Source organism: Neolewinella aurantiaca (assembly GCF_008014675.1).
Taxonomy (GTDB): Bacteria; Bacteroidota; Bacteroidia; order Chitinophagales; family Saprospiraceae; genus Neolewinella; species Neolewinella aurantiaca.
This window is the reverse complement of the sequence record NZ_VOXD01000015.1, coordinates 56,538-71,347: the sequence shown is the minus strand read 5'-3', so window position 1 is coordinate 71,347 and position 14,810 is coordinate 56,538. Positions and strand designations below refer to the sequence as shown.

The 14,810-nt window shown below is 51.5% G+C and carries 15 protein-coding genes; all 15 read left to right on the top strand.

What is annotated here, in order from left to right; all coding sequences use genetic code 11:
• Positions 1 to 63: 63 nt before the first annotated feature.
• Positions 64 to 1,290 carry a TolC family protein gene (locus FUA23_RS11155; protein WP_187270981.1) on the top strand — a complete coding sequence of 409 codons (1,227 nt, stop codon included), beginning with the start codon at positions 64 to 66 and terminating at the stop codon, positions 1,288 to 1,290.
• Between the two features lie 2 nt (positions 1,291 to 1,292).
• Positions 1,293 to 3,119 (top strand): efflux RND transporter periplasmic adaptor subunit, encoded by a 1,827-nt coding sequence (locus FUA23_RS11150; RefSeq protein ID WP_147930820.1) that lies wholly within the window; start codon positions 1,293 to 1,295, stop codon positions 3,117 to 3,119.
• 144 nt (positions 3,120 to 3,263) lie between these two features.
• Positions 3,264 to 3,533, top strand: a complete 270-nt coding sequence (locus FUA23_RS11145) for a heavy metal-binding domain-containing protein (protein ID WP_147930819.1) — start codon at positions 3,264 to 3,266, stop codon at positions 3,531 to 3,533.
• 137 nt (positions 3,534 to 3,670) lie between these two features.
• Positions 3,671 to 4,057, top strand: coding sequence for a heavy-metal-associated domain-containing protein (locus tag FUA23_RS11140; RefSeq protein ID WP_222707025.1), 387 nt, complete (start codon positions 3,671 to 3,673; stop codon positions 4,055 to 4,057).
• An 82-nt stretch (positions 4,058 to 4,139) separates the two neighbouring features.
• Complete coding sequence (locus FUA23_RS11135; protein WP_147930818.1) at positions 4,140 to 5,012, top strand: DUF6503 family protein; 873 nt, start codon at positions 4,140 to 4,142, stop codon at positions 5,010 to 5,012.
• Positions 5,013 to 5,023: 11 nt separating this feature from the next.
• On the top strand, positions 5,024 to 5,602 hold the full coding sequence (locus FUA23_RS11130; protein WP_147930817.1) for a helix-turn-helix domain-containing protein: 579 nt from the start codon (positions 5,024 to 5,026) through the stop codon (positions 5,600 to 5,602).
• 81 nt (positions 5,603 to 5,683) lie between these two features.
• Positions 5,684 to 5,896: a heavy-metal-associated domain-containing protein gene (locus tag FUA23_RS11125; protein WP_147930816.1), complete on the top strand. Its 213-nt coding sequence runs from the start codon at positions 5,684 to 5,686 to the stop codon at positions 5,894 to 5,896.
• A 64-nt stretch (positions 5,897 to 5,960) separates the two neighbouring features.
• On the top strand, positions 5,961 to 6,380 hold the full coding sequence (locus tag FUA23_RS11120) for an HYC_CC_PP family protein (protein ID WP_147930815.1): 420 nt from the start codon (positions 5,961 to 5,963) through the stop codon (positions 6,378 to 6,380).
• A 216-nt stretch (positions 6,381 to 6,596) separates the two neighbouring features.
• The gene (locus tag FUA23_RS11115) at positions 6,597 to 7,181 is read left to right on the top strand and encodes a DUF3347 domain-containing protein (RefSeq protein ID WP_147930814.1); all 585 of its coding nucleotides are present in this window, start codon (positions 6,597 to 6,599) and stop codon (positions 7,179 to 7,181) included.
• Positions 7,182 to 7,270: 89 nt separating this feature from the next.
• Positions 7,271 to 7,837, top strand: coding sequence for a helix-turn-helix domain-containing protein (locus tag FUA23_RS11110; protein ID WP_147930813.1), 567 nt, complete (start codon positions 7,271 to 7,273; stop codon positions 7,835 to 7,837).
• An 83-nt stretch (positions 7,838 to 7,920) separates the two neighbouring features.
• Positions 7,921 to 8,484 carry a DUF3347 domain-containing protein gene (locus tag FUA23_RS11105; protein WP_147930812.1) on the top strand — a complete coding sequence of 188 codons (564 nt, stop codon included), beginning with the start codon at positions 7,921 to 7,923 and terminating at the stop codon, positions 8,482 to 8,484.
• Between the two features lie 93 nt (positions 8,485 to 8,577).
• Positions 8,578 to 9,069, top strand: a complete 492-nt coding sequence (locus tag FUA23_RS11100) for a DUF305 domain-containing protein (protein ID WP_246144165.1) — start codon at positions 8,578 to 8,580, stop codon at positions 9,067 to 9,069.
• Positions 9,070 to 9,279: 210 nt separating this feature from the next.
• A complete protein-coding gene (locus FUA23_RS11090) occupies positions 9,280 to 11,769 on the top strand; it encodes a multicopper oxidase domain-containing protein (protein WP_147930811.1) in 2,490 nt (829 codons plus the stop codon).
• A 305-nt stretch (positions 11,770 to 12,074) separates the two neighbouring features.
• Positions 12,075 to 12,437: a potassium channel family protein gene (locus FUA23_RS11085; protein ID WP_187270980.1), complete on the top strand. Its 363-nt coding sequence runs from the start codon at positions 12,075 to 12,077 to the stop codon at positions 12,435 to 12,437.
• 23 nt (positions 12,438 to 12,460) lie between these two features.
• Positions 12,461 to 14,770, top strand: a complete 2,310-nt coding sequence (locus tag FUA23_RS11080; RefSeq protein ID WP_147930809.1) for a heavy metal translocating P-type ATPase — start codon at positions 12,461 to 12,463, stop codon at positions 14,768 to 14,770.
• The last annotated feature ends 40 nt before the right edge of the window (positions 14,771 to 14,810 follow it).

Sequence of the window (14,810 nt, the reverse complement as noted above, 5' to 3'; positions counted from 1 at the left end):
ATTTGCTCGCTGCGCTCGTGGCTACCGCAAATACTGACATGCAAACACAAAGGAGTATTCCTATTGCTCTTCTTAGCCTTGTCTTGCACCTGCGTCCGCGCCCAAAGCCTGGACAGCCTAAAAGCAGAACTGCGCCGGGAAAATCCGGAATTACGGGCATTGCAATTGGACTACGAAGCGGCGATGAAAATAGGGGGACAGCTGGATCAGTTGCCGGACCTTGAGATTGGTGGCGGTGTGTTCATACTACCGGTGGAAACCAGGACCGGTCCGCAGCAATTCCGCGTCGGTGCCACGCAGATGTTGCCCTGGCCGGGGAAGCTGGCGGCGATGGCCGGGGTGGCGGACGCCCGCGCCCGGCCGCTGCTGGAGAAGGTGGCCGCCCGCCAGTTGCTGCTGATCTTTCAGTTGGAGAAAGCCTATTTCAGTCTGGCGGGTTTGGAGGCGCGCCGGGAGGTGCTGGAGGAAAGTCTGGCGCTTTATACAAGTCTTGACCGTCTTGCATTAAGTAGGGTAGAAGCAGGGAAAGGGAGTTCCGTTGACGTATACCGGATTCAACTCCAACGTCAACAAGTTGAGCGCGAACTGGCCGAGTTTCGACATCTGGCTCAGCAAGAGATGGTGATCATTAACGAGTTACTCAACCGGCCGGCGGATACCCAGGTGGTAGCCCTCTTAGACGTGGAGGATAGGGTAGCGGAAACCCTGGATTTTGCCCCGGACCTGGCCAACGACGATCCCGACCTGAGTAATCACCCCGGACTGCGCATATATAAGGTACAGCAGGAAGCCAACCGCGCCGCCATCGAACTGACCAAACTGGACCAACGACCGGACTTCGGCGTCGGTGTCGATTACATCGCCACCGGCCGCCGCGACGACGCGGACCCTCTGCGCAATGGCCGGGACGTGATCTTACCCCGGGCGATGGTGACCATTCCCCTGAGTAAAGGCAAATTTTCGGCCAAACGGCAGGAGGAGGAGGTTCGGATTCTTGCGCTGGATGCCAGGCGGGAATCCAGCGAAAATGAATTCCGAGCGGAGATCCGCCGCGCGCTGAACGCCATTGACAACGCAGCCAATGAGCTGTACTACCTACGGGAACAATCGCAGGTGATTGATGCTACGATATCGATTGCCAGGAGTGAGTTCACTAACGGCAAACGCGCCTTTGATGAACTGCTGCGATTGGAAAACCAACTGATCGGGTACCGTACGAAAACGGTGCTGGCACAAACGATCATTCTTACACAACGAGCGGTAATTGATCGCTACCTCATAAACCAATAAAGATGAACATTAGAACGATAATTTACCTTGTGGGGGCATTAGTCCTGGGTTTGCTAGCCGGCTATTTTTTGTTTGGTGGCGAGGCCGAAGTAATGGATGAACACGCTGATCACGACCATGAAGCCATGGACGAAGGTGACGGAGAGGCACAGATATGGACGTGTTCAATGCACCCACAAATTCAGCAAGGCGAGCCGGGCGATTGTCCGTTGTGTGGAATGGATCTTATTCCGTTACAAACGGGGAATTCGACCGACCCGGCGGTACTGACGATGACGGAGGCGGCGGTCGCTATGGCGCGGGTGCGGACGGTGGTTGTCGGTAATCCTGAAGCAAATAGGGGCGCGGCCGCGGGTGCGATGGATGGGGCGAAGAGCAATGCTGACCGGACCATCCAGCTAACCGGTCGACTTGCGCCGGACGAGCGAACGGCGGCCGTAGAAGTATCAGAATTTGGCGGCCGAGTAGAACGACTATTCGTCTCCTTTTCCGGTGAGCAAGTCCGCGCCGGCCAGCGGATTGCGACGGTGTATTCCCCCGACCTAGTCGTTGCTCAGGAAGAGTTGTTGCAAGCAAAAAAGTTTGCCGACGTAAACCCGGAACTGGTTGCTGCAGCGCGTGTAAAGCTAAGTAACCTGGAGGTGACTGATGAGCAAATTACTCAGCTGGAAGAAAGCGGTGAGGTCATCAGCAACTTCCCGATTTATGCTGATCGTAGCGGTACGATTCTGGAAACTAAAGCCGAAGTCGGCGAGTACGTAAAGGCCGGAGGTGCGCTGTATACCTATACCAATCTGAGTAATCTCTGGGCTTTATTCGACGCCTACGAAGCAGACCTGGCGAAAATCGACGTTGGCGATAAGGTGTCGTTTACCGTTGCTTCCCGGCCGGGAGAGACTTACAACGCGCGGGTGACCTTCATCGATCCGGTGATTGACCCAACAACGCGGACGGCGGCGGTGCGGGCGGAGGTTAGTAACCGGCGGGGGCGGTTGAAACCGGAGATGTTTATTGAGGGAACCGTTTCCCTCTCCCCCGGCCCCTCTCCTCGGGAGAGGGGAGACGTGGCAGGTGGCGATGAACTGATTGTTCCTCGTTCCTCCGTGCTTTGGACGGGCGAGCGCTCCGTCGTTTATGTGGAGTTGCCAGACATGGAAGTACCTACCTATGAGTTTCGGGAAATTACCGTTGGGGACCGGGTAGGGGAGGGCTACCGGATAACAGAGGGGCTGGCCGCTGGCGACCGGGTGGTGGTAAACGGAGCCTTTCAAATTGATGCCTCGGCACAGCTAAATAATAAAGCAAGCATGATGAATCGGGACGTGCTGATTCAGGGACGAGAAACCGAGGGTGTCACCGCCGTAGCTATACCGGATTACCGGGAGGATACACCGGAAGCTTTTCGAGCGCAGTTGGGTAAAGTTGTTGAAGCCTACCTTCCGCTGAAAGACATGATGGTCGCTACCGAACTGGCGGACGAAACGCTGCTGGCATCACTGAGAGAAATGTTGGCCAAGGTCGACATGATGCAGGTAAAAGGCGATGCACACGTTTACTGGATGAAGCAAATGGAAGCGATGGAAGCCCACGCTAATACGCTGCTGAAAAAGGATGAGGTGGAAGCCCAGCGAGCGCAGTTTAGCTTTCTCTCCCAAGCACTGATTAATGCTTTGACGGCTTTCGGCGTAGACGGCAAATATTACGTCCAACACTGCCCGATGGCTTTTGATAATGCCGGCGCCAACTGGCTTAGTAATGAAGAACAGATTCGCAACCCTTATTTCGGCGACAAGATGCTGAAGTGCGGGAGCGTGACCGAGGAACTATAAAGTGCGCTGACGCATCCGATGAACTTTTGTCCGGCTACACCAGGCTAAAAGATGTATCGGATGAGCAGCGTACAATGCCCGTTGAGGCAAAGACGATCACAACTAACTATTTACCCGGAGTACTGCTCCAAAATCCACTCAACCATGCGTTTTCTTAAATCAATGACCGCCCTGATGCTGGTCCTGTCTTTCACCTTCGCCTTCACGGCTTGTGGTGATTCCGCTGCGACCACCGACACTGCTGCCGAAACCTCCACCGTTGCTCCGCACGGAGAGGGCAAGGAGTTTACTTCAGCGTACGTCTGCCCGATGCACTGCGACGACAGCGGCAGCGATAAGCCTGGCGAATGCCCGGTTTGTGGCATGAATTACATCGCTCAGGCGGAGCATACTGATAACGGACACAAGCACTAAATAACAGGAGTAAGGGGTCAGCGAAAATCTGTTTAATTCAACGTGAGCTTCGCTGCTGCCTTCGGCGGTCTCTGCACCCGCGTCCGCGCCCACAATTTGAGCCGGACTTCCTTTCACTTTCATAAACCATTTTAACCATGCGTATTCTTCCCATCCTCCTTCTTGTGTTTGCCTTCGTGGCCATGGCCGCGCCGCCGAAAACACTCGTCATCCAGACCAATGCCCAGTGCGGGATGTGCAAGGCATCCATTGAGAAACAGCTTACGGCCCTGGACGGGGTTAAAGAGGCCGTACTCGACCTGGAGACCAAGCAAGTCACCGTCACCTACAAAGGCAAGAAAGTAGACGAAGCCAAGCTACGTCAGGCCATCTCTGACGCTGGCTACCAGGCCGACGATGTAGCACCGAATCCCGATGCGCAGGCCAAACTGATGGCCTGCTGCCAACCTAAAGAAGCAAAGGCCGGTGGCTGCTGCGCTCCCAAGGCCGGTGCCAGCTGTGCTAAAAAAGAGGGTACGAAGTAGCCCCTCCAATCTTGTCCTTCTACCGCTAACCGGCTGCTACCAACTGCTGGTTAGCGGTAGATTTTAATAACTAATTGAACTGATGATGACGAACTCAAATTTGGCACTTTGCCGCTATCTAGTCCTGGTTTTCCTGTTGGGTTTTACCATCGCTTGTGCTGAACCAGCTTCTATTGCAGAGGCGGAGGTAATAGCCGCCGATGCGGTGGTGCGTGCGCCCGAAACTGAAGCCAACCGCCAAGCCCGCGCAATCATTGAGGAAGCTATTGTAGTTGCGGGCCTAGAAGAGATGGACGAAGCGGCCTTTGCCTTTCGTTTCCGGGATAAGGAGTACCGCTACCAACAGACCAACGGGACCTATACCTACGAGCGTTGGTGGACGGACTCTACGACTAACGAAGTAACCCGTGACGTACTGGATAACGACGGGTTGGTACGATACATCGACGGGAAGGTCGCGGACATCACGGAGAAGAAGCGTAAAGCTTACAGTAACTCCGTTAATTCGGTCATTTATTTTGCTTTCATGCCATGGGTGCTTAGCGACCCTGCCGTGATCCCGACTTACCTGGGCCGTGATACGATCAAAGGCGAGGTGTTAGACCAGATCGAAATTGCCTTTACTACCGACAACGGTGGAGAGGATGCTGATGACGAGTATATGTACTGGTTCACACCCGATACCCGGCAGCTGAAGTACCTGGCTTATTCTCATCCTGGTGGCAAAGCACCTCGCTTACGCGAAGCTAATAACGAACGCGAAGTAGGTGGCATTACCGTACGCGATTACCATAACTGGAATACGCCGGGAAATAAGGCTCGCTCCATCAAAGAGCTACCTGCTGGCTTTGACGCAGGGGAATTGAATCTGCTTTCAGAGATTAACCTGGAGGACGTGCGGAGGTTGGAGGTTCGCGAGGACCGGCAACGTGGTGGTGCGGTAATTAACCAATAAACGAAGAAACGATGCCAATACTGAAGATCAAGAACATTGTTTGTCCGCGGTGCATCCGTGTTGTTCGGGAAGAGCTGACTGCTGCTGGCTACCCGCCGGAAGCGGTGGGGATGGGGACGGTGACTTATGCCACTCCTCCGGATGAGGGGGGCGTCCGACGTATTGCCGAAGTGCTGAAAGAGAACGGGTTTGAGTTGCTACTGGACGCTGAAGATCAGCAGGTAGAGCAGATCAAGGCGTTGATCATCGATCATGTCCGAAACCAGAACAGCAAGCCGACGGAGGAGAATCTATCTGACTACTTGTCCCGGGAATTGCGGCAGAATTACGCGACGCTGTCAAAACTTTTCTCTGGCCACGAAGGGCAAACCATCGAGCGATTTCTTATCCGGCAGAAGATCGAGCGGGTGAAGGAGTTACTGACTTACGGGGAGGAAAATTTAAGTGAGATTGCTTTTGATCTGGACTACAGCAGTACGGCTCATCTATCCGGTCAGTTTAAACGGGAGACGGGGATGACTCCGACAGCGTTTCGGAAGTTGAAAGACCCAGATCGACGCTCTTTGGATGCGCTTGGAAACGCGGAATGATGTAAATATTGACCAGAATACTATAACGAGTAAGGGAGGTTAGGGCCCGTACTTTGCATTACAAACTAAAAAGTGTGCCTTATGACTACGATGAAATTTAAAACCAATATCAACTGTGGTGGCTGCTTGCGCGGAGTTACACCAGCGCTTGATGGAAACGAAGCCATTAAGCAATGGGAAGTCGATTTGAAAAGCCCTGAACGTACATTGACCGTAGAGACGGAAGTACTGACGGCGGATGAAGTCCGGGCGGTTGTTGCTGACGCTGGATACGTGGCTGAGCCAGTTGCTTAGTTCTGGAGCAACGATCCGTTAGCCGATGATTCTCCTTCTTTCTAACTAAGAAATAAGCTTTTAAGTGAATAAAATACTCTCCTTATTGTTGGCTTTCAACGTGCTCGTCGGCTCCGTCGGAGTACCGGTGAGTCGGCATTATTGTGGGGGAGAGTTGAAGTCGTTTGCCATTTTTGGCACGGCTGAAAGCTGCCACGCTGAAAAGACGGAGTCTTGCCCGTCACACCCTAAAGAGGGAAGTGAGGTAAAACGAAAGAACTGTTGTGGTGACGAATTTGACTATGTCCAATTGGATGAAGATAGAGAGGTTGAAACCTCCGGAGACTTGCCATTATCGTCAATTGCTTCTCCATACCTACCACTTCTCCTATTTCCGGAGATAGCGACCGCTGCGCGTCCGCGTAAATTAGGTAAACTTGAAAATTATCGACCGCCTCCGCTCGTAGTTGACGTGAAGAGCGAGTGGCAGGTGTATTTGATTTGATATTGATGTATGGTGCAATTCATAAGGTGGATTGTATCTGGAAAGGGCCAAATGAGTGACCGGAATGGATCGTCTCTGCTGGCTAGATCCTAAACTTTTTCGTTCGCCTTGCGAACGAAGAGCTACCTCCAGCAATCGAGGCTTTTAGTTCAAAAATAAATCTTATCAAATCCGAGAAGTAACAATTACGGTAATTTTCTCATAGTTCATCGAAGCATGAATTTCTTCAAATCATTTTTCCTATTTGCCTTCCTAGGCTTTTTCGCAACGGCTTGTAATAGCCAGGCCGTTCATACTAAAGCCCATGGTGCTGAGTCGGCGCATCACCACGGGGAAGCTAGTGGTGCAGCAACCAATAGTGTCTTTCAGGCTCAGTTGAGCAACGTTACGCAGGAGTACCTCCGCATAAAAGACGCGTTGGTTAAATCAGATGCAGGTACCGCAAAAAGTGCCGCTGCGTCTATGCAGCTTGCGCTCGCTTCCGTCGACATGAAGCTGGTTACGGGCGATGCCCATATGGAATGGATGGGGTATTTAAATCAGCTAAAATCTGTAACCGAAACAGCAGTTGCAGCTAAGGGCCTGGAAGATGTACGGCAGGCCTTTTCCGCCATGTCCGCACCGCTGGCCGGTGCCATTAAGCGTTTTGGTGGGAACGATACGGAACTCTACTTGCAACATTGTCCGATGGCTTTCAATAACGCCGGAGGTGATTGGTTAAGCGACACGGAGGCGGTTCGTAACCCCTACTTCGGCGACCGGATGCTGAAGTGTGGCCGAGTGATGGAAACGATAGAATAAAGTGAGTGTGATAGTTGCCCTTCCGGCAGGCACTTGTCTTGCCGGTGGGGCTTTTACACGCTTTTATTTATCGGCAAATCATCACGGAAATGAAAGAACAAACATTGTACATCGATGACATGGTCTGCTATCGCTGTGTTATGGCTGTCGAGCGGATCTTGGAAGAAGCTGACTGGAGGGTACTTGAAATTGAACTAGGGTACGTCCGGACACTGTCACCGGCGGATAATGCCCCATTGCAAGGCATATCCGACGCTTTGAGGAATGTAGGACTACGTCTGAGGCAAGACGGTCATAACCTTGTCGCTCAGGTAAAGGGTGTCGTCATTGAATACGTGTACGATGATCTGGCGACAACAGACATTCCCCTTTCCGAGATTATCGTACGGCAAGTGGAGTTGAGTTACAGCTACCTAAGTCGCCATTTTTCCTGTTCGGAAAAGCGAACGATCGAAGAGTTCTACCAGCTACACCGGATAGAACGAGCAAAGCGATTGCTGTTTCAAACGAACATCAATATTAAGGCAGTAGCAAAGAGACTTAAGTATAAATCACCAGGTCATTTCTCCGCCTCCTTCCGAAAACTGACAGGAGAAACGCCCAGCGGTTTCCGAGCTAAGGGTGATTATAAGCCTCGACCTATTGACAAACTCTAAAATATCATAATTAGAACAGTCCATGCAAAATGTGACAAGAACACGGTTGCTGACGATTGCCTTTTATAAAAAAACAAAAGAAAATGAAACTACAAACCATTTTACTACTCCTTGCTCTAGCCATTTTACAGGCTTGCAATAGCGGAACCAATACGGATCATGCTACTGAGATGGCGAATCATACAGATGTTGAACTCAATACCCCTGAAGAGGTGAAAGCGGAAAAGGCCGCTACTCCTGATGCCTTTGACGCCACCTTCGCGGACGGGATTACTGCAACCATTTACCAGTACTACCTGAAGTTACAGATGGCACTGGTTAACAGTGATGCTGACGACGCCACATCTGCAGCCGGTAACCTGGCCGAGGCTTTTGGCAATGATAAGCCAGCACTCCGCGACCTTGCCCAGAAAGTGGCAGATGCAGAAGACCTTGAAGGTGTTCGATCCACTTTTGCCGAACTGACAACCGGACTGGAACCACTTTTTACCGATGGCATTACCGACGGCGTCATTTACAAGCAGCACTGTCCGATGGCCTTCGACGGTGCGGGAGGAGATTGGTTCTCCGATGTGTCTGACATTCGCAACCCTTACTATGGCGATAAAATGCTGAAGTGTGGAAAGGTCGTGGCAGAGATAAAATAAAACCTGGCCCTTCCACACTGCTTCTTCAAACCAGCTCCGCACCTGCGGCCGCGCCCCTAATAATTTCAGTTTTACGTATTAACCCACCCAACAATGATGAATCACGACAAGGAAATGAACGATGAAAAAGGGATGAACCCCTACCTCAAATTTGGCATCATGATGGCGACTTCTTTCGTCATCATGTACGCCGTGATGTACTTGAGCGTAGATAAAATGGACCATATCTATCTGGCTCCTTCCCGTACTTACATGACGCTACTGATGATTGCGGCAATGGCTTTCACCATGCTACTTTTCATGTGGGGGATGTACAAGAATAAAATCTGGAACTACGTAATTCTTGGTGTATCCGTGCTAGCTTTTGTCTTGTCCCTTGCCGGCCTGCGTCAACAAACTTTCGTAAGCGATGTGCAATGGATGAAGGCGATGATCCCTCACCACAGTATAGCTATTATGGTGAGCCAGAAAGCGCACCTTAAAGACCCTGAGGCGATAAAACTGGCGGAAGAGATAATTGAAGCACAAGAGCGAGAGATTGCTGAGATGAAGAAGATGATTTATCGACTGGAAAATCAAGATTAGCCCGGTGTCTGTCGACAGTAAGTTAGCCAAAGGGCACTGCGCCTTGTGTGTGCCAAGGTGTGTGATTACTGCGCTGAGTTGTGCGATGCACACGACCACTGTAAGAAGTGCGCTGAAGCGTGCCGGAGCATGGCTGCGTAAACCTACCCATCGTAAGGGTAAATTAAAGTGGCCGGCTTCCTGCCGGCCACTTGTTTTAAACTATATATTATGAAATTTCTGGCTTCAATTTTTCTGTTCTTCTTATTGCCATTTGTAGTGTTTGCCCAACAAATCGGGTTTACGCCGGAGGGCTCCCTGGAAGGTAACCCCAATAATCTTCCCGTTCATGAGTACGAGTTGGTAATAGCGTCCAAAACCGTAAATATTACGGGGAAACCCGTTATGGGAATGACGGTTAACGGCGGCATTCCCGGTCCGGTGCTCCGCTTTAAAGAGGGAGAATTTGCGCGGATCACGGTGATAAATAATATGGAAATGGAGACCTCCGTACACTGGCATGGCCTCCTGTTACCCAATTACTACGATGGTGTTCCTTATCTTAATACGCCACCGATTAAACCCGGGGAAAGCTTTGTGTATGAATTTGCGTTGAAGCAATCTGGCACCTACTGGTATCATTCGCATACGATGCTCCAGGAACAAAGCGGCGTGTATGGTTCCATCGTGATCGAGCCAAAGAAAACGAATCTGGAGTATGACAAAGACCTGGTGTTGATGCTATCAGACTGGACGGACGAGAAGCCAGCCAGCGTACTTAAAAACCTTAAACGAGGCAACGAGTGGTACGGCATTAAAAAAGGGACCGCGACACCGTTAAACCGGGTGATTGCCCGGGGAGGCCTTGGTGCTCAACTCAATTTCTGGCGACAGCGCATGGAAGGAGCTGATATTGCTGATATTTATTATTCTGCTTTCCTGATTAATGGGGAGAGCAGTTCGGAGAATCCGGACTTCAAGCCCGGTGAGCGGGTACGTCTGCGCATCATCAACGGCGCGGCGTCCTCCTATTTCTGGCTGACGTTTGGTGGGCCGCCCCCATTATTGGTTTCCGCAGACGGCCTGGACGTAGTTCCCGTGGAAAAGAATAAGACCCTGATCGGGAATGCCGAGACTTACGATTTCATTGTCACGATCCCGGACGATGGAAAACTTGAGGTAAAAGCCTCCGCCTTCGATGGCTCAGGCAAGGCGGTGACAACAGTCGGTACCGGCCAGCTGTACCCCGCCATGGAGATTCCCCGTCCCGATAAGATCGGGATGATGAAGATGATGGCAAAGATGGATATGCGGATGGGGGCTCCGGCGCTGAAGGCTAATCCCGGTAAAGACGAACGCTACGAGATCAAGGAGAAATACGGGATGCAGATGGATATGTCGGACGGCAAAATGGGCGGCATGAAGATGGGCGATCAGAAAACAGAACCAATGGATAGGGCCGGTATGAAGATGGCAGAAGGTAAGATGGATGATATGAACATACCTGCTGATTCGATGAAGATGGGCAAAGAGAAAATGCCGAAAATGGAGGGTATGGATCACGGCAATATGAGCCCTGAAGAGCACACGGACATGATGGGTAGACAGAAAATGGATAAAAAGGAGCACCCAGGAATGGCAGGCATGGACCACGGCCAGATGCCCGGTATGAATAAAGGGAAAGATGGTATGATGCCACCGGCAGAGATGATGGGAAGAGCCTTTGACTACAGCTACCTGCGATCGCCAGATAAAACGGCCTATGCGCCGGATGCGCCGGTGACGGAAATACTGTTGAACCTGACGGGGAACATGAACCGCTACGTCTGGAGCTTTAACGGTGTAGGTTTGGCCGAGACGGATAAAATCAAGATCAAAGCGAATGAAGTAACCCGCGTCACGTTTAACAACCTGACGATGATGCACCACCCGATGCACCTCCACGGGCACTTCTTTCGGGTGATCAATGAAAACGGCGAATACTCACCGCTGAAGCACACGGTTAACGTAGCGCCGATGCAGGAAGTCACCATCGAATTTTACGGGGATGAATACGGCGACTGGTTTTTCCACTGCCATATCCTTTACCACATGATGGGCGGTATGGCGCGTATTTTCAGCTACGATACTCCGCGCGACGAGCGTTTAGCAGACGCGCCCCTGAGCCACCTTATCGCGGAAACCGATCAGTTTTACACCTGGGGAATGGCGGATGTTGCTTCCCACATGAGTGGTCTTAGCCTTACTTCTTCCAACATCCGTAACCAGTTCAATTTGAATGTGGAGTATGGTTACAATAAGAACTTCGAGGCCGAGATATCCTATGAGCGTTACCTCTATGACTGGGTTCGGGTATTTGGTGGTGTCAACGTAGAGAATAGCGTAGAGGAGAGCTTCGACGATCCATCGATCACAGCGGTAGCTGGTGTTCGGTGGCTGAGCCCTTACTTGTTCAACATCGATATGCGGGTAGATAATAAGCTGCGGCCGCGCATTGGTATTGGCCGTAGTATCATGTTATTCCCGCGCTTATCCGCCTTTGGCTACTACGAGTACCAAGCGGATTTCGGTGTAGTAGGTCGTGAAGACAGCAACACGGATTACGAGGGCGAAACTGTTTGGAGTGCCGGCATGGAGTACATGCTGGGCCGGAACTTTTCGCTGATGGGGAGCTACGATAACCGCTTTGGATACGGTGGTGGGCTGAGCATCAGGTTTTAAAGCGTAAATTAAGTTTAAACACTAACTGACATGAAAGACTGTTGTAAGCCGGACGAAAATCCGGGCATCGTGAAACGACTACTTAACGGAATCACTACGCTCATACTGATGGCGCTGGTATTGTTTGGTGTCGTTATAATGTTCATACAATGAGTTTCAGTAGCTCCTTCGAGATAGACTCATGGTGGAGAGAAGTACTCTTGATAACCGTCTGTAGTCTTATAGGCTATGGTGCGATTCTCATTGAGTCGCCCTGGGCATCATTTGTAATTGCTACGCTATCGATACTACAGTTAGGCTACTATTTGCGTACCACCGTACAGAATGTTTTTAAGCATTTACAGCATAACGATAAGCCAATCAAACACTGCTTATTGTTATTAGGGCTGATGGTAGCCATCTTCATTATTAGCTACGGGATGACCTTCTTTTTGTTAACGCTGGCTGATACGAATGCGCTCAAAAACATGAACCCACCGAGCATCTGGTACTGCTTGTTTGACGGAATTTATTTTAGCACTGTCACCTTCACAGCTACCGGATTTGGTGAAATTACCCCGACTACATATCCGGCAAAAGTCGTGGTCTGGGGTGAAATGGTGCTAGGTTTTGCTACTTCCGTTTTTGCTATCTCTTCTTTTATTTCTCTGGCCAGCAGAAGCAAATAGCTGCTGCAAAATCATCTTACTACATGACCCATACTTATTCTATTTCCGGCATGACTTGCGATCACTGCGTCGCCAAGGTTCAAAAAGCATTAGAGGCTGTACAGGGTATTCAGTCTGTACAGGTCAGTTTAGATCCGCCACAGGCCGTAGTCACTATGCACCATCACGTTACCGTAGAAGGCCTCAACGCAGCGGTTGCTTCGGTTGGCGACTACGCGCTGGCAACGGTAAAGGGAGCGGTAAGTGGGACTAAAGACCATCTGGCGGAACTCACTGAGCACGGGCATGAAGCGGCGATCAGCGACGAGAACCACCAGGGAATGGACCACAGTAAGATGGATCACGCCACTACGGATCATTCAAAAATGGACCATTCCGGACACGGTAATCATGGTGACCATCACCGGATGATGATCGAAGATTTCAAACGCCGGTTTTGGGTGTCGCTGATACTAATGTTACCGGTATTGATACTTGCGCCCATGATCCAAAACTTCCTGGGGATAAGCTGGACGTTTGCGGGAGACCGGTATCTCCAGTTCGTACTGTCGTCCATCATTTACTTTTACGGTGGGTGGCCATTTTTGAAAGGCCTGAAAGAAGAGCTGGGTAAACGGGCTCCGGGAATGATGACGCTGATCGCGATTGCGATCTCAGCGGCTTATATCTACAGTTCCGCCGTGGTATTTGGCCTGGAGGGAAAGACTTTCTTTTGGGAACTGGCTTCCCTCATCGTGGTCATGCTGCTCGGGCACTGGATCGAGATGCGCTCTGTACTCGGTGCTAGTAAAGCACTGGAGGCGCTGGCTGCGCTAATGCCTAACGATGCAACGCGGATTGATGAAAACGGACAGGCAAATAAAGTCTCGATCAGCGAATTAAGAACCGGGGACCTGATCCTGATTAAGCCAGGGGAGAAAGTTCCAGCTGACGGAGTGATCAAAGAGGGAAGTAGTTCCCTGAACGAAAGTATGCTGACGGGTGAGAGTGTACCGGTGAGCAAATCCGAAGGGGTGGAGGTTATTGGAGGCTCCATCAACGGCAGCGGCGCTATTAAGGTCCAGGTGAAAGGAGTAGGGGAGGACAGCTATTTAGCTAAAGTTGTTAAGCTGGTACAGGATGCTCAGGGGCAAAAGTCAAAGACCCAGCACCTGGCCGACCGGGCAGCTAAGTGGCTTACCGTCATTGCCCTGGTGGCGGGCTTCGGCACCTTCGCCGTGTGGATGTTTATGGGCAAGGAGTTAGCCTTTGCTTTGGAGCGGATGGTGACCGTGATGGTCATCTGTTGTCCGCACGCGCTGGGGCTGGCCATTCCGTTGGTCGCGGCAATCTCCACCAGCGTTTCCGCTAAACACGGCCTGCTGATCCGCAACCGGACGGCCTTCGAGAACTCGCGCAAGATCACCACTATTGTATTTGATAAGACGGGGACGCTCACTAAGGGCTCGCACGAAGTTACCCGGGTGGTACCGCTGGCTGAAGGTTGGGACGAGGCAAAGATATTACGCTACGCTACGGCGGTGGAAAGCAGTTCGGAGCACCACATTTCGAAGGGATTACAACGGCGGGCTAAAGCTGACGGATTGGAAATACCCACGAGCAAAGATTTCAAATATGAAGCCGGAGTAGGCGTGAGCGGAACGGTGGAAAGCAAAGCGGTCCGCGCCGGCGGCTACCTGATGCTGGAAGCCGCGGGCATCACGGCCCCGGACGACAGTGATGACGGGGTAGAAACGAAAATCTTCCTGGTTATTGACGACCGACTTGTCGGCTTCGTCACCTTCGCCGACCAGATTCGGGAATCTTCCGCGGGAGCGATTGATACGCTTCAAAAAAACGGCATTAAATGCTTGCTGCTGACGGGAGACAATGAGCGGGTCGCCGCCTCCGTAGCTAAGGAGTTAGGTATGGACGACTACCTGGCGGAGGTCCTTCCGGATCAGAAGCAGGACAAGATTAAGGAACTGCAGGCAGCGGGTGAGTTTGTGGCCATGACGGGTGATGGCGTGAACGATGCCCCGGCCCTGGCGCGCGCCGACGTCGGTATCGCCATCGGTTCCGGGACCGATGTGGCGGCGGAGACCGCCGATATCGTTTTAGTGGATAGTGATCCGAAGGACATTGCCAACCTGATCTTATTCGGCAAGGCTACGTACCGAAAGATGATTCAAAACCTCTGGTGGGCTACGGGATACAACGCGGTAGCATTGCCCCTGGCCACGGGCTTTGTTCCTGGGTTGGTGATCAGCCCGGCATTTGGCGCTGCACTGATGAGTATCAGTACGGTGATTTGTGCGGTGAACGCGCAGTTGTTGAAGCGGGAGCTAAAGTAAACTTCATTACGCAATGATGTAATCATTAGCCATGATACTG